Raw genomic sequence first — 26,173 nt, forward strand, 5'->3', positions numbered from 1 at the left:
TTTAGCCATCTGAAGAAAAGAATCTCTAACCTGTGAATGGTTACACGTCTTCATATTACTTTGCATTCGCTTTCCGCGTGTGCAGCGTGACGGGTTAGGCTATAATCCCCCCTTTTACAACAGACTAAAAAACCTCAACTTTGACCATTACGAAACTTGCATGGCGTGATCTGGTTCCGGATAGCGAAAGCTATCAGGAGATATTTGCACAGCCACACGCGACTGACGAAAACAACACCTTACTCAGTGATACTCAGCCACGACTGCAATTTGCGCTTGAGCAACTTATTCAGCCGTGGAGCTCATCCTCTTTTATGCTGACTAAAGCGCCTGAAGAGCAAGAGTATCTCACTTTACTTTCAGATGCCGTCCGCGCTCTGCAAACCGATGCCGGACAATTAACCGGCGGACATTATGACGTTTCCGGGCATACTGTTCATTACCGCGCCGCGCAGAATGCGCAAGACAACTTTGCCACCGTCACACAAGTCGTCAGCGCGGACTGGGTCGAAGCCGAGCAGCTCTTTGGTTGCCTGCGGCAGTATAACGGCGACATTACCCTGCAGCCGGGACTGGTTCATCAGGCGAACGGCGGCGTGCTGATTATTTCCTTACGAACCCTTCTGGCGCAGCCGTTACTGTGGATGCGTCTGAAAGCCATCGTTAGCCGCGAGCGTTTTGACTGGGTGGCCTTTGACGAGTCGCGTCCATTACCGGTCTCCGTGCCATCAATGCCGCTCAAACTGAAGGTGATTCTGGTTGGCGAACGTGAATCACTGGCTGATTTTCAGGAGATGGAACCGGAGCTCGCGGAACAGGCTATCTACAGTGAATTTGAAGACAATTTACAGATAGCGGACGCAGAAGCTATGACCCTGTGGTGTCAATGGGTGACGCGTATCGCTTTACGCGATAATTTGCCGCCCCCGGCACCGGACGCCTGGCCCGTTCTGATACGCGAGGCTGTGCGCTATACCGGCGAACAGGATACTCTGCCTCTTTGCCCACTGTGGATAGCCCGCCAGTTTAAGGAGGCGTCGCCTTTATGCGAAGGCGATACCTGCGGCGCAGAAGCGCTCAGTCTGATGCTTGCCCGACGCGAATGGCGAGAAGGCTTTCTGGCGGAACGGATGCAGGATGAGATTCTGCAAGAGCAGATCCTGATTGAAACCGAAGGCGAACGCGTTGGACAAATCAATGCGCTTTCCGTCATTGAGTTTCCCGGGCATCCTCGCGCCTTTGGCGAACCGTCGCGAATTAGCTGTGTTGTGCATATCGGCGATGGCGAATTTAACGATATTGAGCGCAAGGCCGAACTTGGCGGAAATATCCACGCTAAGGGAATGATGATTATGCAGGCCTTCCTGATGTCGGAGTTGCAGCTGGAGCAACAAATTCCCTTCTCTGCCTCGTTAACCTTTGAGCAGTCCTACAGCGAAGTGGATGGCGATAGCGCCTCAATGGCGGAATTATGTGCGCTCATCAGCGCGCTGGCCAATGTGCCGGTGAATCAAAACATTGCGATTACCGGCTCGGTCGATCAGTTCGGTCGCGCGCAACCGGTGGGCGGGCTAAACGAAAAAATTGAAGGTTTCTTCGCCATCTGCGAGCAGCGGGAATTAAACGGTAAACAGGGCGTGATTATCCCTGCCGCCAATGTCCGCCATCTCAGTCTTAAATCTGAACTGCTGCAAGCGGTTAAAGAAGAGAAGTTCACTATCTGGGCGGTAGACGACGTGACCGACGCCTTACCGTTACTGTTAAATCTGGTGTGGGATGGCGAAGGTCAAACGACGTTGATGCAGACTATCCAGGAGCGTATCGCGCAGGCGACGCAACAGGAAGGCCGTCATCGTTTCCCGTGGCCATTACGTTGGCTGAACGCTTTTATTCCGAACTGATCGGACTTGTTCAGCGTACACGTGTTAGCTATCCTGCGTGCTTCAATAAAATAAGGTTTACATAAAACATGGTAGATAAACGCGAATCCTATACAAAAGAAGACCTTCTTGCCTCTGGTCGTGGTGAACTGTTTGGCGCTAAAGGGCCGCAACTCCCTGCACCGAACATGCTGATGATGGACCGCGTCGTTAAGATGACCGAAACGGGCGGCAATTTCGACAAAGGCTATGTCGAAGCCGAGCTGGATATCAATCCGGATCTATGGTTCTTCGGATGCCACTTTATCGGCGATCCGGTGATGCCCGGTTGTCTGGGTCTGGATGCTATGTGGCAATTGGTGGGATTCTACCTGGGCTGGTTGGGCGGCGAAGGCAAAGGCCGCGCTCTGGGCGTGGGCGAAGTGAAATTTACCGGCCAGGTTCTGCCGACAGCCAGGAAAGTCACCTATCGCATTCATTTCAAACGTATCGTAAACCGTCGCCTGATCATGGGTCTGGCGGACGGTGAGGTTCTGGTGGATGGTCGTCTGATCTATACCGCACACGATTTGAAAGTCGGTTTGTTCCAGGATACTTCCGCGTTCTAAGTGTTGAATTGATATTCCGCGCTATCGGTATCATGCTTGCAAAGCCAATAAAGGCGAAACCTCCGCACTGCGGAGGTTTCTTTTTCTAAAGAGACAGAATCAGGCCATTACCGCCCTGTCCTCCATGGCTTGTCGCCAACCTCCCAACCAGTATGACCGTTGATTCAGCGTCTGATAGGGACACATTTCTTTTGATCGTCCGGCGATGCCGGCCTGATATCCACGTTGATGTGCCCGTTCCAGGCGATCTCGTTTTTGTCTCTTCATGCCTCGTTTCCCTCATATTTGTATCTGGTGGAAAAGAAAACAGTGATTACAAAATGTGCAATCACACTACACGAATACCTCTAAATGGATCGCCCGTCAATGCGCAAAATTCACACCAATGTCATATTTGTGAGCTATACGGTAAATCATTTGTACAAAAAATGTGAGCCATAACAACTATTTTTCCGGCGTCAAAAATAAAAAAACCGCCTCAGGCGCACGACCTGAAGCGGTTAAATTTACATTACTTTTATCTCAGGGAAGGCGCTTTATCTCATCTGCGATAGCGGCTGCTTCCTGACTCCATGCGCTTGCCAGTACTTTGACCATCTCATCATAGCCATCTTTCTGCTGGCTGGCTTCGATATGGAAAGGCCGCTTAATCAGTTGTCCGTTGTGGTTTAATAACCACTCCCCGCTGACGATAACCTTACCATCGTAACGTCCATGGAATCCGGTTACGGTAACGTTCAACGTATCCTGGGTGGTTCCCAACGGCTGGGAAGCGACGACCCAGCCAGGAAGCCGGGCGCTAAGATTCGCCACCAGCGTGTTACGCAATTGCTGATCCAGCGGGCTGGCCCACAGATTGTTATTGGCAATCACATACTGGACATCACTGGTTTGATACACCACGCCGTTACCTGCCAGATAGTCAGGTACGGAAACCTGCTCTACCCATAAGAGACGGTTGCCCTGGCTTGCGGTGCTTTGCACACCGCTTTGCGCTATCGGGAGCTGATAATAGCTTTTATTCTCTCCGCCGGAGCTACATGACGCCAGCCAGAACGCCATTATCACGACTAGCCATTTTTTCATTGTTTCGCCCTCTTAGGCTCAGGATCTTTTTTATCCTTCGCTTCAAATACCAGCGCGTTGCTCTTCTCGTTCAGAGTTTTCAACACCGGTTGTAACTCACGAAGCACCTGATCGAGACGCTGCATATCCGCCACCATTTTGTTATACGCCGCCGATCCAGGCTGGAAGCCTTGCATACTGCGGTTAAGTTCGCGTAACGTCGTTTGCATATCCGCCGGAAGCTGCTGCATCGACTGACTGGAGGTAATCTTGTTCATATTATCCAGCGTGGTTTGCAGCCGACGCATAGTACGCTGGCTTTCAGACAGCGTATTGGTCGCTTGTTCAATCATCGGATTCAACGGCAGGTTGTTGATCTTATCCAACGTTTCCACCAGTCGCTGTTGAATTTGCGCCAGGCCGCTGCTGACAGTGGGAATAATTTCATAACCATCAAATTCGCGTAGCCCGGTAATCGGCGGCTCCTTAGGATAAAAGTCCAGATCGACATACAACGCCCCGGTCACCAGGTTACCGGTTTTAAGCGAAGCGCGTAAACCGCGCTTAAGCAGTTCCGTCAAATGCGCGCCAACATCCGCATTTTCTCCCAGTTGCGCTTTCAGACGCTCCGGTTCAATGCGCACCAGCACAGGAATACGGTAATCATCGTTAAATACCTGGCGCATTTTAGACGCAAAGAAAGGCACTTTGCTTACCGTCCCCAGACGAATACCGCGGAACTCCAGCGGCGCGCCGGGTTGTAATCCGCGCACCGAATCTTTAAAGAACATCAGGTAATCGATATGATCGGTGTACAGCGAATCCTGAATACTTTTTTGATCGTCGTAGAGGTTAAACGCCGTTTTTTCGGCGACGGGTTGCCCCTGCTCAAGTCCTTCCGGCACATCAAAACTCACGCCGCCGCCAAACAACGTCGTCAACGATCCCATTTCCACGCGCATTCCCGCCGATGTCAGATCCACAGCGATACCGCTATCTTTCCAGAATCGGACATTACTGGTGACCAATCGATCGTTTGGCGCCTTAATGAACAACTGATAACTCATTGTCCGTTTTTGCGGATCGAAAGAGCTGGTTTCAACGGATCCTACCCGATAACCCCGGAACAGAACGGGATCGCCAGGACTGAGCTGACCGGCCTTTTTGCTGTCCAGAATCACACGAATACCTTTGGCATCGGGCGGCGCCAACGGCGGTGAGTCAAGAAGCTGATAGCTTTCCGGCTGACTGCCCTTACTTCCTGGTTGTAGTTCAATATACGCGCCTGATAACAACGTCCCAAGCCCGCTGATGCCTTCACGCCCCACCTGCGGTTTTACGACCCAAAATACCGAGTCTTTATGCAGCAACTTCTCCATACCGGAATGAAGCCGCGCTTTGATTTGTACATGGGTCAGATCGTCAGTCAGCGTCGCGCTTTCAACCACGCCGACATCCACGCTGCGACTTTTGATCGTCGTTTTTCCGCCTTCAATGCCTTCCGCATTGGTGGTAATTAAGGTAACTTCCGGTCCCTGGTGGCTGTAGTGATAAAACAGAATCCAGGCTCCGATAAGCGCAGTAACAATCGGGAATATCCAGACAGGCGACCAATTTTTCACCTTTTGTACTTTGGCTTCCCCTTTTTTAGGTTCCATGCTATCAGGACTCCTCATGGCCTGGTTCGTATTCACGATCCCACGACAGACGCGGATCAAAGGTCATCGCAGAAAACATTGTCATTATGACGACTAAAGCAAACATCAACGCACCCATCGCAGGATAAATATTCATTAACCCTCCCATGCGCACCAGCGCAGAGAGTACGGCAATGACAAAGACATCAATCATTGACCAGCGCCCCACAAACTCCACTACTTCATAAATAAAATGCATCCGTTCACTGTCGCGCTTACCGTGGCCTTTCGCATCCCAACAAAGCCAGGCAATGGCGATCATTTTTAGCGTCGGCACCATAATACTGGCGAGAAAGATAACCGCCGCCACCGGATAAGACCCCTCGCTCCACAGCAAAATCACGCCAGCCAGAATGGTCGACGGCATTTTCGAGCCCAGTAAGTCAGTAATCATAATCGGCAAAATATTGGCGGGCAGATAAAGCATGATCGAGGTAAATAATAACGCCAGCGTCCACTGCAAACTGTTTTTACGCCGGACATAGCCTTTCGTATGGCAACGCGGACAGACGAGACTCTCCGCAGGCAGGATCGCCGTGCAGCAGGCGCAAGAACGCAAAGACTGCCGGATACCGGTAATCCCCGGCGTTAACGGCTGCGCCAGTGCAGGCTGCGGGGCGATATCATCCCACAACCAGCGGCGATCGACACACTGGAACGCCCGCAGTTGAACGAGACAAAATAAGCACCAGGGAATAAAACTGCTGCCGATGCCGATATCGCCGTAGGCCATCAGCTTAACAAAACTAACCAACACCCCGGCGAGAAATATTTCCGCCATTCCCCACGATTTGAGGAGGAAAAAGATCCTTGCCAGCGTTTTTTTTACCGACAACGGCAGATTGGCGCGGTTGACAAGTAATAGAATGGTCACCAGGCAAAATGCCGGCACCAGTTGGACAAATAACAAAAAGAACGTGCCGAGGCTGGCGTAATCTTCAGAAAACATGACGCCGGGGATTTCCAGAAGCGTGACTTCGCTGGTGACGCCCGCGACATTCATATTCACGAAGGGAAAAAGGTTAGAAAGCAGCAACATAAATAGTGCCGCTAACGCATAGGCGGTAGGACGCTGCCGGGGCGCGTCCCACTCGGTCGTTAACGTTGCGCCGCATCGTGGACATGCTGCTTTTTGCCCATGCGAGAGGCGGGGTAAAGCCACCAGCATGTCGCATTGCGGGCACAATATGTGCTTCGCAGCATGGTGATGTTCACACATAGGCGCTCCTTTCGTTATGCCCCGTTTTTCAGGCCTTCAAGATACTCCCAACGTTCGAAGGCTTGCTCAAGTTCTTGCTCCGCCTGACTTAAATCGGCCAGAACTTTCTGCGTTTGCTCATGGGGTTGGCTAAAAAAGGCCGCATCCGCAACCTGCGCCTGTAGCGCTTCCAGCTTCGCTTCCAGGTCTTCAAGCTGACCGGGTAACTGCTCCAGCTCGCGCTGCAGTTTATAGCTTAGTTTGCTACTGCCACGTTTTACAATTTCTGCTTTAGGGGCAATAACTTCCTCATTTTTTTTCGCCATCGGCTGTTTCGTCGCCAGATGCTGCTCTTGCTGCGCACGCGCATCATGGTAGCCGCCGATATAACGTCCGATTTTGCCGCCGCCCTCGAAAATCCAGCATTCCGTCACGGTATTATCGACAAATTGCCGATCGTGGCTGACCAGTAGTACCGTGCCCTGATAGCCATCAATTAATTCTTCTAATAGTTCCAGCGTTTCGACGTCAAGATCGTTCGTTGGTTCATCGAGAATTAAAAGATTGCTCGGCTTGAGGAACAGTCGTGCCAGCAGCAGACGGTTACGTTCGCCGCCGGAAAGCGCGCGGACGGGTGTCATCGCCCGTTTGGGGTGAAACAGGAAGTCCTGCAAATAGCCCAGTACATGGCGCGGCTTACCGTTTACCATCACCTCTTGCTTGCCTTCCGCCAGGTTATCCATCACGGTTTTTTCCGGATCCAGTTCGGCGCGATGCTGATCGAAGTAGGCGACTTCCAGCTTCGTTCCTACGTGGATGCGCCCGCTGTCAGCCTGAAGCTGTCCCAGCATCAGTTTCAGTAGCGTGGTTTTACCGCAGCCGTTCGGGCCAATTAACGCAATCTTGTCGCCGCGCTGTACCTGAGCGGAGAAATCTTTTACCAGTTGTTTTCCTTCTACCTGGTAATCGACGTTTTCCATCTCAAAAACGATTTTACCGGAGCGCGTCGCCTCTTCGACCTGCATCTTCGCCGTGCCCATCACTTCCCGGCGCTCGCTGCGTTCACGACGCATCGCTTTTAACGCCCGCACGCGCCCTTCATTACGGGTGCGGCGCGCCTTGATACCCTGGCGAATCCAGACTTCTTCCTGCGCCAGTTTGCGATCAAATTCCGCGTTTTGTAATTCTTCTACGCGCAGCGCTTCTTCTTTCTCCAGCAGGTATTGATCGTAATTTCCCGGATAGGTGACCAGTTTGCCACGATCGAGATCGACAATGCGGGTTGCCATATTGCGAATAAACGAACGATCGTGAGAGATAAAAATAATCGTTCCGTTAAAGGTTTTCAGAAACCCTTCCAGCCAGTCGATAGTTTCAATATCCAGATGGTTAGTCGGTTCATCCAGTAACAATACGCGCGGATTGCTGACCAGCGCCCGACCCAGCGCGGCTTTACGCAGCCAGCCGCCGGAGAGCGACGACAGCGCGGCGTTAGGATCGAGTCCAAGCTGCTCCAGCACTTCATTAATACGGTTTTCCAGCTGCCACAGATTATGATGATCGAGCTGTTCCTGTACGCGCGCCATTTCATTGAGGTTTTTCTCGCTGGGATCGGTCATCACCAGACGGGAAATCTCATGATAGCGCTTGAGGTATTCCGCTTGTTCTTCGATACCTTCGGCGACAAAGTCATAGACGCTGCCCGCAATATTACGGGGCGGATCCTGTTGCAGACGCGCGACGATCAGATCCTGCTCATAAATAATACGCCCATCGTCCAGACCCTGTTCGCGGTTGAGGATCTTCATCAAAGTGGATTTCCCGGCGCCGTTACGCCCCACCAGACAGACGCGTTCGTTATCTTCGATATGCAACTCTGCGTTATCGAGAAGCGGCGCGTCGCTGAACGACAGCCATGCGCCATGCATACTGATTAATGACATTTACTTTTCCTTTCAGGCGGCGCGGATCAGCCAGCAGTTATGAATCTGACGGTTACGGGCAAAATCCGGGGAGAGCGTTTTTTGCGTAATTTCTTGTGCGGTAAGCCCCAGTTCCGCCAGCCCTTCCAGATCCATACGGAATCCGCGCTTATTATTTGAGAACATGATGGTGCCGCCTTTACGCAGCAGGCGTTTTAAATCTTTCATTAACGCGACATGATCGCGCTGAACATCAAACGACTCTTCCATACGTTTTGAGTTAGAGAACGTCGGCGGATCGATAAAGATCAAATCGAACTGTTCATTCGCCTCGCGCAGCCAGCCCAGGCAGTCGGCCTGAATCAGGCGATGCGCGCGGCCGCTCAGTCCGTTCAGACGCAAATTACGTTCGGCCCACTCCAGATAGGTGCGGGACATATCCACCGTTGTGGTGCTGCGCGCGCCGCCCAGACCCGCATGTACGCTGGCGCTGCCGGTATAAGAAAAGAGATTCAGGAAATCTTTGCCTTTGCTCATTTCTCCCAGCATTCTGCGGGCAATACGGTGATCGAGGAACAGACCGGTGTCGAGATAATCCGTCAGATTTACCCATAAGCGCGCATTATATTCGCTGACCTCAAGGAACTCGCCCTTCTCGCTCATTTTCTGATACTGGTTTTTTCCTTTTTGCCGTTCACGGGTTTTTAACACCAGTTTATTCGGCGGAATACCGAGCACTGACAAGGTTGCCGCAATAATATCGAACAGACGTTGCCGCGCTTTTTGCGCATCCACCGTTTTCGGCGGCGCATATTCCTGAATCACCGCCCAGTCGCCGTAACGGTCTACCGCCACGTTATATTCCGGCAGGTCGGCATCATACAAGCGATAGCATTCAATCCCTTCCTGACGCGCCCATTTCTCCAGCTTTTTAAGATTTTTACGCAGGCGATTAGCGTAATCTTCCGCCACCGTCGCCGGCTTACTGTCCGCCGTGGTTTCCGCAATATGATAGTTTTTCTGCACGCAGTCCAGCGGGCCATTCTTGGCTTTAAACTGTTTGTCGGCACGTAATTGCAGGCTGCCCAGCAAATCGGGCGAAGCGCTGAACAGCGACAGGTTCCAGCCGCCAAACTGATTTTTCATGGTACGGCCCAACAGGCTGTGCAACGCAATCAGCGCCGGTTCGCTGTCCAGACGTTCGCCGTAAGGCGGGTTACTGATCACCGTACCATACGGGCCTTTCGGCAATGGATTACTCAGTTGCGCCACATCTTTCACTTCAAAGGTGATAAGCTCGCCGATACCGGCGCGACGGGCGTTGCTGCGCGCCCGCTCAATGACGCGCGCATCGCTGTCGGAACCGTAGAAATGAGAGGAATACTCCGCCAGCCCCTTACGCGCCCGGGTCTGCGCTTCGGCTTTCACTTCCTGCCAGATAGTTTCGTCATGCTGCGCCCAGCCGCTAAATCCCCAGTGACCACGGTGCAGGCCCGGCGCGCGATCGGTCGCCCACATCGCGGCCTCAATCAACAGTGTCCCCGAACCACACATAGGGTCGAGCAGCGGCGTACCGGGTTGCCAGCCGGAACGCATAACAATCGCTGCCGCCAGCGTCTCTTTAATTGGCGCCAGCCCGGTGCGATCGCGATAACCGCGCAGGTGCAGGCCATCACCACTGAGATCCAGCGCAATGCTGGCAGTTTCTTTATTCAGCCAGACGTTAATACGGAGGTCCGGCGATTCGCGGTCCACATTTGGACGCGGAAGATTTTTCCGCGTAAACGCATCGACAATCGCGTCTTTAACTTTCATCGCGCCATACTGACTATTACGGATGGTGTCGTTCAGGCCGCTGAAATGCACCGCAAACGTCGCGCCAGGATTAAAAATCTCTGTCCAGTTTATCGCCTGAACGCCGAGGTAAAGATCGAGATCGCTGTAGACCTTGCACTCACCCATCGGCAGGATAATACGCGAGGCCAGGCGGCTCCACATCAGGCTCTGGTAAATAAGCCGCGTGTCGCCCTGAAAATGGACCCCACCCTGAACAACCTGACACCCTACGGCGCCCAGTTTTTCCAGTTCAGTTTTTAACAGCTCTTCCAGCCCGCGGGCCGTACTGGCAAACAGAGAATTCATATTGTCACTTTTACGCTAAGAAAATTGTTGCGCATTATAGCTAATCTCACGCCCATGTCATAAAGTTGAAGGCTTATTTTCATTTGAGGGACTGTACGGTGGCGACGTTATCACGGCTCTTTATTCATCCGGTCAAATCCATGCGCGGCATTGGCCTCACTCATGCGCTGGCAGATATCAGCGGCCTGGCTTTTGATCGCATCTTCATGGTGACCGAGCCTGACGGCACATTTATTACCGCCCGCCAGTTTCCACAAATGGTACGTTTTACCCCCTCTCCCTTACACGACGGCCTCCATTTGACCGCGCCAGACGGCAGTAGCGCGCTGGTTCGCTTTACGGATTTCACCCCGCAGGATGCGCCGACCGAGGTCTGGGGAAACCATTTTACCGCTCGCGTCGCCCCGACGGCGATTAATCAATGGTTGAGCGGCTTTTTCTCCCGCGATGTCCAGTTGCGCTGGGTTGGGCCGCAGTTGACGCGCCGGGTCAAACGACATAACGCGGTGCCGCTGGGATTTGCCGATGGCTACCCGTATTTATTGACCAACGAAGCCTCGCTGCGCGATCTGCAACAGCGTTGTCCGGCAGGCGTACAAATGGAACAATTTCGCCCAAACTTAGTGGTTTCCGGCGTAGCGGCCTGGGAGGAAGATAGCTGGAAAGTGCTTCGCATTGGCGATGTGATTTTTGACGTCGTGAAGCCCTGTAGCCGCTGTATTTTTACGACCGTCAGCCCTGAAAAGGGGCAAAAACATCCTTCCGGAGAACCGCTGGCGACACTGCAAGCTTTTCGTACCGCCCAGGACAATGGCGATGTGGATTTCGGTCAGAATCTGATTGCCCGCAATAGCGGCGTTATTCGCGTCGGCGATGAAGTGGAGATTCTGGCGACAGCCCCGGCAAAAGCTTATGGCGCCACAACGGTCGACGACAGCGTTACGCCAGATAAACACCCGGACGCGAGTGTAACCATCGACTGGCAGGGGCAAACCTTCTGCGGGAATAATCAACAGGTACTACTGGAACAGTTGGAGAATCAGGGAATTCGTATTCCGTATTCTTGCCGGGCTGGTATCTGTGGTTGCTGCCGGATACGTTTGCTGGAAGGCGAAGTAATTCCGCTGAAAAAATCGGCTATGGGTGACGATGGTACGATTCTGAGCTGTAGCTGCGTGCCTAAGACCGCGTTACGACTGGAAAATTAAACCGCTTGTTCAAGGCTGAAACTGTGACAGTGAACCTGCGGTTTCAGCCTGTCGTTCATAATTTTAATCGCATCGCCAAGCTGCATGGTTCGGCCTGCTATCACCACGCCCGGCTGGGCCAGCAGACACAACGCGGCATTTTCTCCCGGCTCAACGACCAGCAAATTAACCTGTTCCGCCGTATCGCTTAACCAGACGCTTGCGGCATCGCCCGTTCCCGGGGTCCACATTTCGCCATGCGCTACAAAATGCCAGCTTTTTGGCATCTGCGGTTTGAGATAGCGAATCGCCACCAGCGCATTCAACACCAACTCCGCGCGTTGCTCTTTGGTTAATTCGAAATCCCGGCATTTTTCTTCAAAGGAAAAATAGAGCGCGGCATCATCCACACAAAAACCGGTCGGGCAAAACGCGTCCGGCGTAAGCATTTTACGAGAGAAGCGCGAGCGAAAAAGCATACCATTGGCGAGATCGAGCATCATACGATCGTGCTCTTCATCATAATACCAGCGCCAGTTATCGTCAGGTTTAATTCGCATTACCTCTCTCCCGCTTTTAAGCAACTCGTAACAGCATTGTCCTTTTGCCGCTTCGTTTATTACCCCAATAATAAAAGCCTAAAATGTCTAAATAAGCAACAGTGGAGAAATATAAAACAACCAGCGCCGGAAATAAAGCCCTGGTTGTCTGATAAAGGCTAAAGTTTAGATGTGCGTTACGATTTCTTTAATCAATGGCGGGCCTTTAAAAATAAAGCCGGAATAAATTTGTACCAGCGTAGCTCCTGCCGCTATCTTCTCGCGCGCGGCGATAACTGAGTCAATGCCGCCGACGCCGATAATAGGCAATTGTCCTTTTAACTCCTGGGATAAACGGCGAATAATTTCTGTGCTTTTTAATTGTAATGGCCGGCCACTTAATCCCCCCGTTTGCTGGCAATTTTTCATTCCTTGTACCAGAGAACGATCGAGGGTGGTATTTGTCGCAATCACCCCATCAATATTATGACGAAGCAGGCTATCGGCAACCTGGATCAATTCCTCTTCACAAAGATCCGGCGCGATCTTTACTGCTACCGGCACATATTTATGATGGATCGCCTGAAGATCGTTTTGCTTATTTTTAATGGCAGTTAACAGATCGTCCAGCGCATCGCCATACTGGAGCGTACGTAGCCCTGGCGTATTCGGCGAAGAAATATTAATGGCGATATAACCCGCATAAGCATAGACTTTTTCCATACAAATCAGGTAGTCATCTTTGCCATTTTCGACAGGTGTATCTTTATTTTTACCGATGTTAATTCCCAGAATACCATCAAAATGGGCTTTTTTAACATTCTCGACCAGGTTATCGACGCCCAGATTATTAAAGCCCATCCGATTGATCAGACCTTCAGCATCCACCAGACGAAAAAGACGCGGCTTATCGTTACCCGGCTGTGGGCGCGGCGTCACGGTGCCGATTTCCAGGGAGCCAAACCCCATCGCGCCTAACGCGTCGATGCACTCCCCGTCTTTATCCAGACCGGCAGCCAGCCCCAGTGGATTTTTAAAGGTAAGTCCCATGCAGGTAACCGGCTTTGTCGGTACTTTCTGGCGTACCAGCGCTTCCAGCGGCGTACCTGTAATGCGGCGTAATTGTTGAAATGTAAATTCATGAGCGCGCTCTGGATCGAGCTGGAAAAGGGCTTTACGAACGAAGGGATAGTACATGAACTCTCCTGGATTCCCGGTGTGCAAACCGGGGGCGTATTATGGGCGATAACAAGGCAAAAGGGAATTGACCTACGGCAATAAATAGCAATCGTTTTCCTTCATTCTCACTTCACGTTTCGCCAGCGAGCGTCATCGTCCGGCAAAAAAATACCCGGCAGCGCTAACGCTTACCGGGCATGTCTTACCTCTTTATAGCGGATACTGTCAGGCTAACGCTTTAGTTATCTTCTCGTACAGATCGCCGGAAAGATTCTCCAGTCCTTTTAACTGCTCCAGCGCCGCGCGCATTTTCTCCTGACGCTTATCATCATAACGTTTCAGACGAATCAGCGGTTCAATGAGGCGAGATGCTACCTGCGGGTTACGGCTATTCAGATCGGTCAGCATCTCGACCAGGAACTGGTATCCGCTACCGTCTTGCGCATGGAACGCCGCCGGGTTGCTGCCAGCAAACGCGCCAATTAATGAACGGATGCGGTTCGGGTTGCTCATACTGAAAGAACGGTGTTTGAGCAGGCCGCGTACGGTTTCCAGTACATTTTCCGCCGGGCTTGTGGATTGCAGGATAAACCATTTATCCATCACCAGGCCGTCCTGATGCCACTTATCGTCATACTCCTGCATCAGCATATCGCGGCACGGCAACTGCGCCGCCACCGCAGCAGACAGGGCCGCCAGCGCATCGGTCATATTATTGGCGTCGCGATACTGTTTGCTGACCAGCGTATTAGCCAGCTCCGTCTCGCCAAACGCCAGGAAGCGCAGGCAAGCATTGCGCAGCGTGCGCTTACCGATATCGCCGTGATCAACACGATACTCATCCAGATGATTGGCGTTATAGATAGCCAGGAACTCATCCGCCAGTTCTGCCGCCAGCGTACGCGTTAGCGCTTCACGAACTTGCGCAATGGCGATCGGGTCGATGACCTCAAACAGCTCCGCAATTTCATTGGCCGAAGGCAGCGTTAAAATTTCTGCGGCCAACGCCGGATCGATTTTCTCATCCAACAGTACTGCGCGGAACGCATCAGCGACATGCACCGGAAGCGATAGCGGTTGCCCCTGCTGATGACGCGCCACATTCAGTTTAATGTATGTGGCCAGCAGGCTTTGAGCCGCATCCCAACGGGAGAAATCATTGCGCGCATGGCGCATCAGGAACGTCAACTGCTGATCGCTCCATTTATATTCCAGTTTCACCGGCGCTGAAAACTCGCACAGCAAGGCCGGAACAGGCTGGAAGTAAACATTATCGAAGGTAAATGTCTGCTCCGCCTGCGTGACGTTCAGCACGGCGTTGACCGGATGACCACCTTTTTGCAACGGAATGACGTTGCCTTCGTTATCGTACAGTTCGATGGCGAATGGAATATGCAGCGGCTGCTTCTCCGCCTGATCCGCCGTCGCCGGAGTGCGCTGGCTGATGGTCAACGTGTACTGCTCGGTTTCCGGATTATAATCATCTTTTACCGTTACAATCGGCGTGCCGGACTGACTGTACCAGCGGCGGAAATGGGACAAATCGACATTAGAAGCATCTTCCATCGCCTGTACGAAGTCATCACACGTCGCGGCGCTGCCGTCATGGCGCTCAAAATAAAGCTGCATCCCCTTCTGGAAATTTTCCTCACCCAGCAACGTGTGGATCATGCGAATGACTTCCGCACCCTTTTCATAAACGGTGAGGGTGTAGAAGTTATTCATTTCGATGACTTTATCCGGGCGGATAGGATGCGCCATCGGGCTGGCGTCTTCCGCGAATTGTAAACCGCGCATGGTACGCACGTTACTGATGCGGTTCACCGCGCGTGACCCCAAATCAGAGCTAAACTCCTGATCGCGGAACACGGTTAGCCCCTCTTTCAGGCTCAACTGGAACCAGTCGCGGCAGGTGACGCGGTTGCCGGTCCAGTTGTGGAAATACTCATGACCTATCACGCGCTCAATATCGAGATAATCTTTATCCGTCGCGGTATCGGTTCGCGCCAGCACGTATTTGGAGTTAAAGATATTGAGACCTTTATTCTCCATCGCGCCCATATTAAAGAAATCCACCGCGACAATCATATAGATGTCGAGGTCATATTCGAGCCCAAAACGCGTTTCATCCCATTTCATGGAATTTTTCAGCGAGGTCATTGCCCACGGCGCGCGATCCAGATTGCCACGGTCAACGTACAGTTCTAATGCGACTTCACGCCCGGAGCGGGTGGTAAAGGTATCGCGCAGCACGTCAAAATCACCGGCCACCAGCGCAAACAGATAACACGGTTTCGGGAACGGATCTTGCCACTGAACCCAGTGACGGCCATTCTCCAGTTCACCCTGCGCAACACGGTTGCCATTGGAAAGCAGGAACGGATATTTGCTTTTATCGGCAATAATTTTGGTGGTAAATCGCGCCAGTACGTCCGGGCGGTCAAGATACCAGGTAATATGGCGGAAGCCCTCCGCTTCACACTGGGTACAGAGCGCATCGCCGGACTGGTACAATCCTTCCAGCGCCGTATTCGCCGCCGGACTTATCTCGTTGACAATGCGTAACGTAAAACGCTCTGGCAGGTCGCTGATGATAAGCGCGCCCTCTTCTTCCTTATATGCTGTCCACGGCGCATCGTTGACGTGGATAGATACCAGCGTTAAATCTTCCCCATCAAGGCGAAGAGGCGCATCAGGCGCGCTATGACGAACAGCCTGGCTTATTGCGGTGACCACGGTTTTTTCGGCATCGAGGTCAAAGGTCAAGTCAATATCAGTAATCTGGTAATCCGGCGCGCGATAGTCATGGCGGTATTTGGCTTGTGGCTGTTGTGTCATAAAAAACCTTTCGCATCTTTGTGTAGAGTGTCGACTCCAGTCTATTCCTGTTGCGCAAATCGCGCTACGCAGAATGTTCATCTTTTCAGGCACAAACGGCCTATTTGCTACATTTTTATAACATGGGGCACGAAATGCGCTCGACCCTAAAGACAGCTTATGGTGTGATCGGGGTTCAATAAATCGCTAAACAAGGTATACTCCAGCGGTTTTCTTAGTTGTTTATTGTACTAAACGCTCCCGTGAGAGGACGCAACAGCGCACCTATGACACAATTCGCTTCTCCTGTTCTGCACTCGTTGCTGGATACAGATGCTTATAAGTTGCATATGCAGCAAGCCGTTTTTCACCACTACTATGATGTGCAGGTAGCGGCTGAGTTTCGTTGCCGTGGCGACGACCTGCTGGGTATTTATGCCGATGCTATTCGCGAGCAGGTGGACGCGATGCAGCACCTGCGCCTCCAGGAGGACGAGTTCCAGTGGCTCTCCGGCCTGCCCTTTTTTAAACCGGATTATCTGAACTGGTTACGCGAGTTTCGCTATAACCCGGCTCAAGTCTGTGTCACCAACGATAACGGCAAGCTGAATATTCGCTTAACCGGCCCGTGGCGTGAAGTCATTATGTGGGAAGTGCCGCTGCTGGCCGTGATCAGTGAGCTGGTTCATCACTACCGCTCGCCAAACGCGGGTGTTGATCAGGCGCTCGACGCGCTGGAAAGTAAGCTGGTTGATTTCACTGCGTTAACCGCCAATCTCGATATGTCCCGCTTCCACCTGATGGACTTCGGCACCCGCCGTCGTTTCTCTCGTGAAGTGCAGCAGGCGATAGTTAAACGTCTCCAGCAGGAGTCATGGTTCGTCGGCACCAGCAACTATGATCTCGCGCGTCGCCTGGCGCTGACGCCGATGGGCACTCAGGCGCACGAATGGTTCCAGGCGCATCAACAAATCAGTCCGGACCTGGCGACTAGCCAGCGTGCCGCGTTGGCCGCCTGGCTTAACGAATATCCGGACCAGCTTGGTATCGCATTGACAGATTGCATTACAATGGATGCGTTTTTACGCGATTTCGGCATTGAATTCGCCAGCCGTTATCAGGGGTTACGCCACGACTCAGGAGACCCTGTCGCATGGGGCGAAAAGGCGATTGCCCATTATGAAAAGCTGGGGATTGATCCGCTGACAAAAACGCTGGTCTTTTCAGATAACCTTGATCTGCAAAAGGCGGTCGAGCTCTATCGCCATTTCGCGTCTCGCGTGCAGTTAAGCTTCGGCATCGGTACCCGCCTGACCTGCGATATCCCTCAGGTAAAACCGCTCAATATCGTGATTAAACTCGTGGAATGTAACGGAAAGCCGGTGGCTAAACTTTCCGACAGCCCCGGTAAAACGATCTGTCATGATAAAGCGTTTGTGCGCGCGCTGCGTAAAGCGTTCGATCTCCCGCAGGTGCGTAAAGCAAGTTAACCATGCCTGTGCGAAGCGCCCGGAAAGTGGGCGCTTTGTTACTCTTCTGACCATCTTACCTGTTCTGGCCGCGATGGTTACTCTTCTTTCCCTTCACTCTTCGACATATTTACGTGCGTGATTTGCGTTGTTTTTTCAGAATTAGTGTCCCGCTGTGTACGCGTTCTGAATATATTGAATTCGCTAATAAATTCTTTACGCAGCAAGAACAGAGCAATTACGTTGGGGATAACCAGAAAACCGACAGCAATATCAGCCATTAACCAGATTACCGGGATTTCCATATTAACGGCAATCAGTGGCGGCAAAAAATATAGCCATTTAATGATGCGTTCTAGCTTATCGCCAAAGATATAGTTTATCGAAGTGCGAAATTTAATATATGAACCAAGATAAGAAGTAAACAGAATCAACGCCACACCGAGACAGAGAACCTGAACAATAATCGGATGCCATGTTTCTTTTAAGGCGGCAAAGATAATCTGAATACCTTGATAACTGGCGTCTGTCCACATACCAGAAGCAAGTACAGCAAATGCGGTAAAGTTACAGGTAATCATTGAAACAAAAAATACTTCCACTGCCCCCCACATTCCCTGACGGAAAGCATAATCCACGTTGGCAGTAGCATGTACTGTGGCCGAGGTACCCATGCCGGCTTCGTTAGTGAATATTCCGCGACTGGCTCCTTTACTGATGGCCATCATGATGGTTGACCCGACAAAGCCACCGGCTGCTGGCGCAGGGGCAAAGGCATAATAGAAAATACTTTTTACAACCTGTGGGATAGCCTCGATATTCAATACCACTACACCAGCGGCACCAATGAAATAGGCAATGGTGATCGGTGGAAGTGCAATCGTACAGAATTTACCAAGACTGGAGAGTCCTTTTAAAATAACCAACGCGCCTACGATGACAATAAATCCCCCGATGACGCTTGTTGGGATGTCAAACGTATAGTGAATGACCGCCGCCATCGTATTAGTTTGCACAAAACAGGCATCCGTAATAACCAGAATCATTAATGCAAACGCATATAATCCTGCCAAGGGATGCCATTTTTTATTGAGCCCTTTCTTAATATAATGCATTGGGCCGCCATAATATTCGCCATTCTCACCTTTACTTCGGTATTTCACCGCCAGCGTCACTTCAACCATTTTGGTCATCATACCCACGACCGCAATGATCCACATCCAGAAAATTGCCCCAGGTCCGCCAACCGCAATAGCCGCAGCAACACCTGCGATCGTTCCCGCACCTAATGAGCCGGATAGCACAGTGGCAGCCACCTCTATTGATTTTAGGGATTTTTTAGACGCTGCCTCGCCAGTAGTGTTTTGTTTATTTTTTCCGGCAAGTGTACCAATTGTATTACGGTAAATTTCTTTTAAATTGATAATCTGGAAAAATTTGAGGCGTACTGTAAAATAAAAACCAATGCCGATGACACACAAAAATAATGGGCCACCCCATAGAAATTCAAAGAGTTGTGAAAGTTGCTCTAACATAATGACCTCGGATTTAAATTAATTCGTTCAGTCTCAGAAATAATCTTTCCAGTTCAGCGTAATCCTGAATTTTGTCAACAACACTAAACTGGAAAGTCAGCGGGTAGGAGCATCCCTTACTCACTAAATGCCGTTTTAATGGTATATTGTTATGAAGTTTTGCTTCCTGCATTAGGTTTATTATGCGTATAAAAAACGCGTTTTTTACATGCTGCCTTTGTTATCTAATTTTTTAGTCGTAATGTTTAAGCACTGCGTCCGTTCCAGACTATATCTTCATAAATATCTGGGGACGTATCGCCTTCGGTGCTAATAAGCAGAACATGAGCATTGGCATCAAGCTGTAAGCGATTAGCAAGATCCTGATAATGCATATTGTTCATCAACTCATAAAGTAACCCTACGCCAATAGCTCCGGACTCGCCGGAAATAAAAGGCGTATCAGTGCCTGGACGCGGCGCGGCAGAAATGCGCATACCCTTAGCCGCCAGACAATCATCAGCGGAAATAAAACAACTGGTGTTGTCCCGAATAATAGGCCAACTGATAATATTCGGCTCCCCACACGCAAGCCCGGCCATTATCGTCGCCATATCGCCAGTGACGCAGTGAGGTTGACCATCATTCATAACTGCGGATTGATAAAGACAGTTGGCCTGATGCGGCTCAACCACAATAATATTAGGGGTATTTTCCTGCATTTTTTCAACAAAATAACCCATAACACTGCCAGCAAATGATCCCACCCCCGCTTGTAAAATAAGGTGGGTTGGCAACGGACTGTTTGTTTCTGCGAGCTGCTCATAAGCTTCAACCGCTAGTGTCATATAGCCTTGCATAATCCATGTTGGGATCTCTTCATACCCTGTCCAGGCTGTATCCTGCAAAAGCACCCAGCCTTTTGTTTGCGCCATTCTATGGGCCAGTCGCACTGCATCATCGTAGTTCAGATCGGTGATGGTGCATTCAGCTCCATGATGGCGAATATTCTCTGCCCGGATTAACGATGATCCTTTAGGCATATAAACGACGGCTTTTAGACCTAATTGCTCTGCCGCCCACGCCACACCACGGCCATGATTGCCATCCGTCGCGGTAACAAAAACACAATCTTTAATTTTTTCTTTAATCTCAGGAGTGTTAAGGGCAGCAAAACTTAACGAGTTAATATCACATTGCAATTTATCAGCGAGATATTTTCCTACAGCATAAGAGCCGCCCAGACCTTTAAAAGCATTCAGACCAAAACGCCAGGACTCATCTTTAATATGGATGGACCCTAGTCCAAGCCGCCGGCTTAGATGCGCCAGATTATGTAACGGCGTAACGGCATAATTGGGTAATTTTTTATGAAATGCTAACACCTCACGCCCAACATTTCCGTTAAGCAAACTTAAGGCCGCTCCTGTACCATATTTTTTCCGACGTGTATTAAACTGGTATTTAATAAGCTCATGCATAATGATACCTTTTGTTAAAGTTTATTTATTGAAATAATACGTTTTTGGCAATTATTGAGTAGAAACAAGTAAAGAACTCGCGTTTTGTGGCTGTAGTAGTGGTTATGCTCACTTTAATAAACGTACTGATAAAAGAGTCGCACAATATCTATTACGTCCTTTTCTTTATTCCGCTGATTATGATAGTACTATGCTTATTGCTGTTAAATGGCGCGAAAATGCCCATCGTCGTGCAATTTTCACCTTTTTTTAACGGCCTGGACGCGGCAAAATTGCGCACAGTGATAGTCATCACATTAAAGAGGTTATTTGCGATATGAAGCTTGACGCCTGGGATAAAAACATTCTGACATTATTGCAGCGCGATAATCGTCTTTCTCAGCGGGAAATCGCCGAACAGGTCAATCTTTCACCTTCGGCAGTGAATCGTCGTATCGCGGCACTGGAGGAGGCGGGCATAATTAAAGGCAATGTCAGCCTTATTGATGCTGGCAAAGTGGGACGCCCGGTCACGATTGTGGTGCAGGTGGTGATCGAAAACGAGCGATTCAATTTACTGGAAGAGGCTCGTCAACGGTTTGTCAGTTGCCCGCAGGTGCAGCAGGTCTACTACGTAACGGGCGATTTCGACTTTTTACTGGTGCTCAATGTTCGTGACATGGCGGAATATGAAGCGCTTACCCGTGAGCTTTTCTTTTCCTCAGGCAATATAAAGTCTTTTAAAACGATTGTCGTGATGCAAAACGCCAAGCAAGAGATGCGCGTCCTGATCGAGTAACGTGCGCAAAGCTTGCAAAACCAGCCTAAATTCTCAATGGTTCGCGAGCAGGTGCGAACTTTTTACAGGTTTCTTTCTGAAAACCTGCTTCCAGATGCGATTTCTGCTTGTCTGATTGCAGATGCCAGGTAACATAGGAATACCCCCATTTCGGGTGGACAAGTGTTTATTTTTTCCGACTATTAACTAGAGAGAATATTATGAGCGTTGTGCCTGTAGCCGACGTACTCCAGGGCCGTGTAGCCGTTGACCAAGAAGTCACCGTGCGCGGATGGGTGCGTACCCGCCGAGATTCAAAAGCTGGCATCTCCTTCCTCGCCGTTTATGACGGCTCCTGCTTTGATCCTGTACAGGCTGTCATCAATAATTCTCTGCCCAATTATAATGAAGAAGTATTACACCTGACGACAGGCTGCTCCGTGGTAGTAACAGGTAAGGTTGTCGCGTCGCCGGGACAGGGGCAAAGTTTCGAAATCCAGGCCACGAAAGTAGAGGTCGCAGGCTGGGTGGAAGATCCGGATACCTACCCGATGGCGGCAAAACGCCATAGCATTGAGTATCTGCGTGAGGTCGCGCATCTGCGCCCGCGCACCAACCTGATTGGCGCGGTAGCGCGCGTCCGCCATACTCTGGCGCAGGCGCTGCATCGCTTCTTCGATGAGCAGGGTTTCTTTTGGGTCTCTACCCCACTGATTACCGCTTCCGATACCGAAGGCGCTGGCGAAATGTTCCGCGTCTCAACGTTGGATCTGGAAAACCTGCCGCGTAACGACCAGGGCAGAGTAGATTTTGACAAAGACTTTTTTGGCAAAGAATCATTCCTGACCGTCTCCGGCCAGCTCAACGGTGAAACGTATGCCTGTGCGCTGTCCAAAATCTATACTTTTGGGCCGACCTTCCGCGCGGAAAATTCCAACACCAGCCGCCACCTGGCGGAGTTCTGGATGCTGGAGCCGGAAGTGGCATTCGCCGATCTGGAAGACAACGCCCGTCTGGCGGAAGCCATGCTGAAATATGTCTTTAACGCGGTTCTGGAAGAGCGTGCGGATGACATGAAGTTCTTTGCCGAACGCGTGGATAAAGACGCTATCGCTCGTCTGGAGCGTTTTGTCTCTACCGACTTCGCTCAGGTGGATTACACCGATGCGGTCGCCATTCTGGAACGCTGTGGTAAGACATTTGAAAACCCGGTGTTCTGGGGCGTCGACCTCTCTTCCGAACACGAACGTTATCTGGCGGAAGAGCATTTCAAAGCGCCGGTAGTGGTGAAAAACTATCCGAAGGAAATTAAAGCATTTTACATGCGCCTTAACGAAGATGGCAAAACCGTGGCGGCCATGGATGTGCTGGCGCCGGGAATCGGCGAAATCATCGGTGGTTCCCAGCGTGAAGAGCGTCTGGATGTGCTGGATGCCCGTATGGCCGAAATGGGGCTGAATAAAGAGGATTACTGGTGGTATCGCGACTTGCGTCGCTACGGTACTGTACCGCATTCCGGCTTTGGCCTGGGCTTTGAACGCCTTATCGCTTACGTCACGGGTGTGCAAAACGTGCGCGATGTTATTCCGTTCCCACGGACCCCACGCAACGCCAGCTTCTGATTTTTACGTCACACTCAAGGCCAGCTATGCTGGCCTTTTTTTCGCCTGAATGTCAGTTTTATTATCAATAAGTAAATAAATTTAATTACAACCCTCTGAATTACCACATCTTGTTACTGTATATTTCACGAAAATATTTACACATAAAAATTAATCCTTAATTTTATTGCGGATTAGATTTTTCTGTTCTAATAGCACAATTTTTAACCACAATTTCAGACATCAAGACTTCCAAATGGCTATTTTTATGAAATAGCTCGCCTGCTGCTTTTTCAGACACAACGGTTCTACAAGCAAATAATTGCAATAAAATCATAGTGATAAAAGAAAAACGATCAAATCAAAGCGAGAACTCAGGGGAAGTTTGACGTTGTTCACAAAGTTCCGCGAAAATAACATTTGTTTACATATTTTTTCACTTTAAAACTAAATCTTTATATTTGTAGCACTTTCACGGTAGCGAAACGTTAGTTTGAATGGAAAGATGCCTGTCAGACACATAAAGACACCAAACTCTCATCAATATTTCTGTAAAGTTTTATTGACGGAATTTATTGACGGCAGTGGCAGGTGTCATATAAAAAAACCAATGAGGGTAATAAATAATGATGAAGCGCAAAATCCTGGCAGCGGTGATCCCTGCCCTGCTGGCTGCTGCAACCGCAAACGCAGCAGAAATTTATAATAAAGATGGTAATAAGCTGGATCTGTACGGTAAAGCCGTGGGTCGTCACGTATGGACAACGACCGGCGATAGCAAAAATGCCGACCAGACTTATGCCCAGATTGGTTTTAAAGGGGAAACGCAGATTAACACCGATCTGACCGGTTTCGGTCAGTGGGAATACCGTACTAAAGCAGACCGCGCTGAAGGCGAACAGCAGAACTCGAATCTGGTCCGTCTGGCTTTCGCGGGTTTGAAATACGCGGAAGTGGGTTCAATCGATTATGGTCGTAACTACGGTATCGTTTACGATGTTGAATCCTATACCGATATGGCCCCCTACTTCTCCGGCGAAACCTGGGGCGGCGCCTATACCGATAACTACATGACCAGCCGTGCTGGCGGTTTGTTGACCTATCGTAACTCTGACTTCTTTGGTCTGGTGGACGGTCTCTCTTTCGGTATCCAGTATCAGGGTAAAAATCAGGACAACCACAGCATTAACTCTCAGAATGGCGATGGCGTAGGTTACACCATGGCATATGAGTTCGACGGCTTTGGCGTCACCGCAGCATACAGCAACAGCAAGCGTACTAACGATCAGCAGGATCGCGATGGTAATGGCGATCGCGCAGAATCGTGGGCCGTTGGCGCGAAATATGATGCAAACAACGTCTACCTGGCTGCCGTATATGCTGAAACCCGCAATATGAGCATTGTTGAAAATACGGTTACTGATACCGTGGAAATGGCAAACAAAACGCAGAACCTGGAAGTGGTCGCTCAGTACCAGTTTGACTTCGGCCTGCGTCCAGCAATCTCGTATGTACAGAGTAAAGGTAAGCAGTTGAACGGCGCCGACGGCTCGGCCGATCTGGCGAAATATATTCAGGCGGGCGCGACTTACTACTTCAACAAAAACATGAACGTATGGGTTGACTACCGTTTCAACCTGCTGGACGAAAACGACTACAGCTCCAGCTACGTTGGCACCGACGATCAGGCGGCTGTCGGTATTACTTACCAGTTCTGATCAGCAGACCCCTTTGTTTTATGCCTCAAAAACAGGACTTCGGTCCTGTTTTTTTATCTCTCTTAGAGAAAATGTGCGTCTTTCAAAAACAGGCGGGCTTTTTAGCGCTAACGGTTGGCATTTTGTAAATCTGCCGTTAACCTGATAGCGGATTTCCCTTCTGTAACTATAATGGAACCTCGTCATGTTTGAGAACATAACCGCCGCTCCTGCCGACCCGATTTTGGGCCTGGCCGATCTGTTTCGCGCCGATGACCGTCCAGGGAAAATTAACCTTGGCATTGGCGTATATAAAGATGAAACCGGCAAAACACCGGTGCTCACCAGCGTTAAAAAAGCCGAGCAGTATTTACTGGAAAATGAAACGACGAAAAACTATCTCGGCATTGACGGGATTCCAGAATTTGCTCGCTGCACTCAGGAACTGCTGTTCGGCAAAGGCAGCGCGCTGATTAACGATAAGCGCGCACGCACGGCGCAAACGCCGGGCGGTACCGGCGCGTTACGCATTGCCGCCGACTTTTTGGCAAAAAATACTCCGGTAAAACGGGTGTGGGTGAGCAATCCCAGCTGGCCGAACCACAAAAGCGTGTTTAACGCTGCCGGTCTGGAAGTTCGGGAGTACGCTTACTACGATGCGGAAAATCACACGCTGGATTTTGAAGCGCTACAAGCCAGCCTGAGCGAAGCACAGGCCGGCGATGTGGTTCTGTTCCACGGTTGCTGTCATAACCCAACCGGCATTGACCCTACTCTGGAACAGTGGCAGGTTCTGGCTGAGCTTTCCGTTGAAAAAGGGTGGCTGCCGCTATTCGATTTCGCTTACCAGGGCTTTGCCCGCGGCCTGGAAGAAGATGCGGAAGGTCTGCGCGCCTTTGCCGCGCTGCATAAAGAGCTCATTGTCGCCAGCTCCTACTCCAAAAACTTCGGCTTATATAATGAGCGCGTCGGCGCCTGCACCCTCGTGGCTGCCGATGCGGAAACCGTGGATCGCGCTTTTAGCCAGATGAAATCCGCCATTCGCGCTAACTACTCCAACCCGCCAGCGCACGGCGCGTCCATCGTCGCGACTATCCTGAGTAATGACGCCCTGCGCGCTATCTGGGAACAGGAACTGACGGACATGCGCCAGCGTATCCAGCGTATGCGTCAACTGTTCGTGAATACCTTGCAGGAAAAAGGCGCGAACCGTGACTTCAGCTTTATTATCAAGCAGAACGGGATGTTCTCATTCAGCGGTCTGACCAAAGATCAGGTGCTGCGTCTGCGTGAAGAGTTTGGCGTTTATGCCGTGGCTTCTGGTCGCGTGAACGTGGCGGGCATGACCCCGGATAATATGGCGCCGCTGTGCGAAGCCATTGTTGCGGTACTGTAAAAAACTGTCGACTGGCGTGACCGA

The 26,173-nt window shown here is 50.7% G+C and carries 19 protein-coding genes; 8 read left to right on the forward strand and 11 right to left on the reverse strand.

Annotated elements, in window-relative coordinates:
- Positions 1 to 140: 140 nt before the first annotated feature.
- Positions 141 to 1,901: a Lon protease family protein gene (locus QEN32_RS13705; protein WP_265322327.1), complete on the forward strand. Its 1,761-nt coding sequence runs from the start codon at positions 141 to 143 to the stop codon at positions 1,899 to 1,901.
- Between the two features lie 68 nt (positions 1,902 to 1,969).
- The gene (gene fabA / locus QEN32_RS13710; RefSeq protein WP_000227928.1) at positions 1,970 to 2,488 is read left to right on the forward strand and encodes a bifunctional 3-hydroxydecanoyl-ACP dehydratase/trans-2-decenoyl-ACP isomerase; all 519 of its coding nucleotides are present in this window, start codon (positions 1,970 to 1,972) and stop codon (positions 2,486 to 2,488) included.
- Between the two features lie 99 nt (positions 2,489 to 2,587).
- On the opposite strand, the gene rmf is transcribed toward fabA, so the two are convergent.
- From rmf to rlmKL, 6 genes are all read right to left on the reverse strand, one after another.
- On the reverse strand, positions 2,588 to 2,755 hold the full coding sequence (gene rmf / locus QEN32_RS13715) for a ribosome modulation factor (RefSeq protein ID WP_001537784.1): 168 nt from the start codon (positions 2,753 to 2,755) through the stop codon (positions 2,588 to 2,590).
- Positions 2,756 to 3,010: 255 nt separating this feature from the next.
- A complete protein-coding gene (gene pqiC, locus QEN32_RS13720; protein WP_000759136.1) occupies positions 3,011 to 3,574 on the reverse strand; it encodes a membrane integrity-associated transporter subunit PqiC in 564 nt (187 codons plus the stop codon).
- Positions 3,571 to 5,211 carry an intermembrane transport protein PqiB gene (gene pqiB / locus QEN32_RS13725; protein WP_000433414.1) on the reverse strand — a complete coding sequence of 547 codons (1,641 nt, stop codon included), beginning with the start codon at positions 5,209 to 5,211 and terminating at the stop codon, positions 3,571 to 3,573. The genes pqiC and pqiB overlap by 4 nt, the downstream gene beginning before the upstream one ends.
- Positions 5,212 to 5,215: 4 nt before the next feature.
- Positions 5,216 to 6,469, reverse strand: a complete 1,254-nt coding sequence (pqiA, locus tag QEN32_RS13730; protein WP_000333143.1) for a membrane integrity-associated transporter subunit PqiA — start codon at positions 6,467 to 6,469, stop codon at positions 5,216 to 5,218.
- A 14-nt stretch (positions 6,470 to 6,483) separates the two neighbouring features.
- Entirely contained in the window at positions 6,484 to 8,391 is a 1,908-nt protein-coding gene (locus tag QEN32_RS13735) for an ABC transporter ATP-binding protein (RefSeq protein WP_000053051.1), read from the reverse strand.
- Positions 8,392 to 8,403: 12 nt separating this feature from the next.
- Positions 8,404 to 10,512, reverse strand: coding sequence for a bifunctional 23S rRNA (guanine(2069)-N(7))-methyltransferase RlmK/23S rRNA (guanine(2445)-N(2))-methyltransferase RlmL (gene rlmKL / locus QEN32_RS13740; protein WP_001086485.1), 2,109 nt, complete (start codon positions 10,510 to 10,512; stop codon positions 8,404 to 8,406).
- Between the two features lie 98 nt (positions 10,513 to 10,610).
- On the opposite strand from rlmKL, the gene QEN32_RS13745 reads away from it, so the two are divergent.
- Entirely contained in the window at positions 10,611 to 11,720 is a 1,110-nt protein-coding gene (locus QEN32_RS13745; RefSeq protein ID WP_265322328.1) for a YcbX family protein, read from the forward strand.
- Here QEN32_RS13745 and zapC read toward each other — a convergent pair.
- From zapC to pepN, 3 genes are all read right to left on the reverse strand, one after another.
- Positions 11,717 to 12,259 carry a cell division protein ZapC gene (zapC, locus tag QEN32_RS13750; RefSeq protein WP_001220671.1) on the reverse strand — a complete coding sequence of 181 codons (543 nt, stop codon included), beginning with the start codon at positions 12,257 to 12,259 and terminating at the stop codon, positions 11,717 to 11,719. The genes QEN32_RS13745 and zapC overlap by 4 nt on opposite strands.
- Positions 12,260 to 12,424: 165 nt before the next feature.
- Positions 12,425 to 13,435 (reverse strand): quinone-dependent dihydroorotate dehydrogenase, encoded by a 1,011-nt coding sequence (pyrD, locus tag QEN32_RS13755; RefSeq protein WP_000291723.1) that lies wholly within the window; start codon positions 13,433 to 13,435, stop codon positions 12,425 to 12,427.
- A gap of 207 nt (positions 13,436 to 13,642) precedes the next feature.
- Positions 13,643 to 16,255 carry an aminopeptidase N gene (gene pepN, locus QEN32_RS13760; protein ID WP_265322329.1) on the reverse strand — a complete coding sequence of 871 codons (2,613 nt, stop codon included), beginning with the start codon at positions 16,253 to 16,255 and terminating at the stop codon, positions 13,643 to 13,645.
- A 266-nt stretch (positions 16,256 to 16,521) separates the two neighbouring features.
- On the opposite strand from pepN, the gene pncB reads away from it, so the two are divergent.
- Entirely contained in the window at positions 16,522 to 17,724 is a 1,203-nt protein-coding gene (gene pncB / locus QEN32_RS13765; protein ID WP_000191406.1) for a nicotinate phosphoribosyltransferase, read from the forward strand.
- Positions 17,725 to 17,801: 77 nt separating this feature from the next.
- Here the strand turns inward: pncB and QEN32_RS13770 are convergent, their stop codons facing one another.
- Together QEN32_RS13770 and dpaL are read right to left on the reverse strand one after the other, a co-directional pair.
- Positions 17,802 to 19,238: an amino acid carrier protein gene (locus QEN32_RS13770; protein ID WP_080203304.1), complete on the reverse strand. Its 1,437-nt coding sequence runs from the start codon at positions 19,236 to 19,238 to the stop codon at positions 17,802 to 17,804.
- A gap of 245 nt (positions 19,239 to 19,483) precedes the next feature.
- Positions 19,484 to 20,698 carry a diaminopropionate ammonia-lyase gene (gene dpaL, locus QEN32_RS13775; protein ID WP_000544860.1) on the reverse strand — a complete coding sequence of 405 codons (1,215 nt, stop codon included), beginning with the start codon at positions 20,696 to 20,698 and terminating at the stop codon, positions 19,484 to 19,486.
- Positions 20,699 to 21,014: 316 nt separating this feature from the next.
- On the opposite strand from dpaL, the gene QEN32_RS13780 reads away from it, so the two are divergent.
- The 4 genes from QEN32_RS13780 (at position 21,015) to aspC (ending at position 26,149) form a co-directional block, all read left to right on the forward strand.
- Positions 21,015 to 21,476: an Lrp/AsnC family transcriptional regulator gene (locus tag QEN32_RS13780; RefSeq protein ID WP_000762342.1), complete on the forward strand. Its 462-nt coding sequence runs from the start codon at positions 21,015 to 21,017 to the stop codon at positions 21,474 to 21,476.
- A 200-nt stretch (positions 21,477 to 21,676) separates the two neighbouring features.
- Positions 21,677 to 23,077, forward strand: a complete 1,401-nt coding sequence (gene asnS / locus QEN32_RS13785) for an asparagine--tRNA ligase (RefSeq protein ID WP_000117870.1) — start codon at positions 21,677 to 21,679, stop codon at positions 23,075 to 23,077.
- Positions 23,078 to 23,682: 605 nt separating this feature from the next.
- Positions 23,683 to 24,774: a porin OmpF gene (ompF, locus tag QEN32_RS13790; RefSeq protein WP_000977709.1), complete on the forward strand. Its 1,092-nt coding sequence runs from the start codon at positions 23,683 to 23,685 to the stop codon at positions 24,772 to 24,774.
- Positions 24,775 to 24,958: 184 nt separating this feature from the next.
- Positions 24,959 to 26,149: an aspartate transaminase gene (gene aspC, locus QEN32_RS13795; protein ID WP_000462653.1), complete on the forward strand. Its 1,191-nt coding sequence runs from the start codon at positions 24,959 to 24,961 to the stop codon at positions 26,147 to 26,149.
- Positions 26,150 to 26,173: the final 24 nt, after the last annotated feature.

Origin of the sequence: Salmonella sp. SA14318, assembly GCF_029866905.1 — a bacterium.
Taxonomy (GTDB): Bacteria; Pseudomonadota; Gammaproteobacteria; order Enterobacterales; family Enterobacteriaceae; genus Salmonella; species Salmonella enterica.

What these genes read in the sequence shown, in the direction of transcription:
- pyrD (WP_000291723.1), bottom strand. Translation starts at nt 13,435, where the DNA reads ATGTACTATCCCTTCGTTCGTAAAGCCCTTTTCCAGCTCGATCCAGAG.
- QEN32_RS13735 (WP_000053051.1), bottom strand. Translation starts at nt 8,391, where the DNA reads ATGTCATTAATCAGTATGCATGGCGCATGGCTGTCGTTCAGCGACGCG.
- ompF (WP_000977709.1), top strand. Translation starts at nt 23,683, where the DNA reads ATGATGAAGCGCAAAATCCTGGCAGCGGTGATCCCTGCCCTGCTGGCT.
- rmf (WP_001537784.1), bottom strand. Translation starts at nt 2,755, where the DNA reads ATGAAGAGACAAAAACGAGATCGCCTGGAACGGGCACATCAACGTGGA.
- fabA (WP_000227928.1), top strand. Translation starts at nt 1,970, where the DNA reads ATGGTAGATAAACGCGAATCCTATACAAAAGAAGACCTTCTTGCCTCT.
- asnS (WP_000117870.1), top strand. Translation starts at nt 21,677, where the DNA reads ATGAGCGTTGTGCCTGTAGCCGACGTACTCCAGGGCCGTGTAGCCGTT.
- aspC (WP_000462653.1), top strand. Translation starts at nt 24,959, where the DNA reads ATGTTTGAGAACATAACCGCCGCTCCTGCCGACCCGATTTTGGGCCTG.
- pepN (WP_265322329.1), bottom strand. Translation starts at nt 16,255, where the DNA reads ATGACACAACAGCCACAAGCCAAATACCGCCATGACTATCGCGCGCCG.
- pqiA (WP_000333143.1), bottom strand. Translation starts at nt 6,469, where the DNA reads ATGTGTGAACATCACCATGCTGCGAAGCACATATTGTGCCCGCAATGC.
- rlmKL (WP_001086485.1), bottom strand. Translation starts at nt 10,512, where the DNA reads ATGAATTCTCTGTTTGCCAGTACGGCCCGCGGGCTGGAAGAGCTGTTA.
- dpaL (WP_000544860.1), bottom strand. Translation starts at nt 20,698, where the DNA reads ATGCATGAGCTTATTAAATACCAGTTTAATACACGTCGGAAAAAATAT.
- QEN32_RS13780 (WP_000762342.1), top strand. Translation starts at nt 21,015, where the DNA reads ATGAAGCTTGACGCCTGGGATAAAAACATTCTGACATTATTGCAGCGC.
- QEN32_RS13770 (WP_080203304.1), bottom strand. Translation starts at nt 19,238, where the DNA reads ATGTTAGAGCAACTTTCACAACTCTTTGAATTTCTATGGGGTGGCCCA.
- pncB (WP_000191406.1), top strand. Translation starts at nt 16,522, where the DNA reads ATGACACAATTCGCTTCTCCTGTTCTGCACTCGTTGCTGGATACAGAT.
- pqiB (WP_000433414.1), bottom strand. Translation starts at nt 5,211, where the DNA reads ATGGAACCTAAAAAAGGGGAAGCCAAAGTACAAAAGGTGAAAAATTGG.
- zapC (WP_001220671.1), bottom strand. Translation starts at nt 12,259, where the DNA reads ATGCGAATTAAACCTGACGATAACTGGCGCTGGTATTATGATGAAGAG.
- pqiC (WP_000759136.1), bottom strand. Translation starts at nt 3,574, where the DNA reads ATGAAAAAATGGCTAGTCGTGATAATGGCGTTCTGGCTGGCGTCATGT.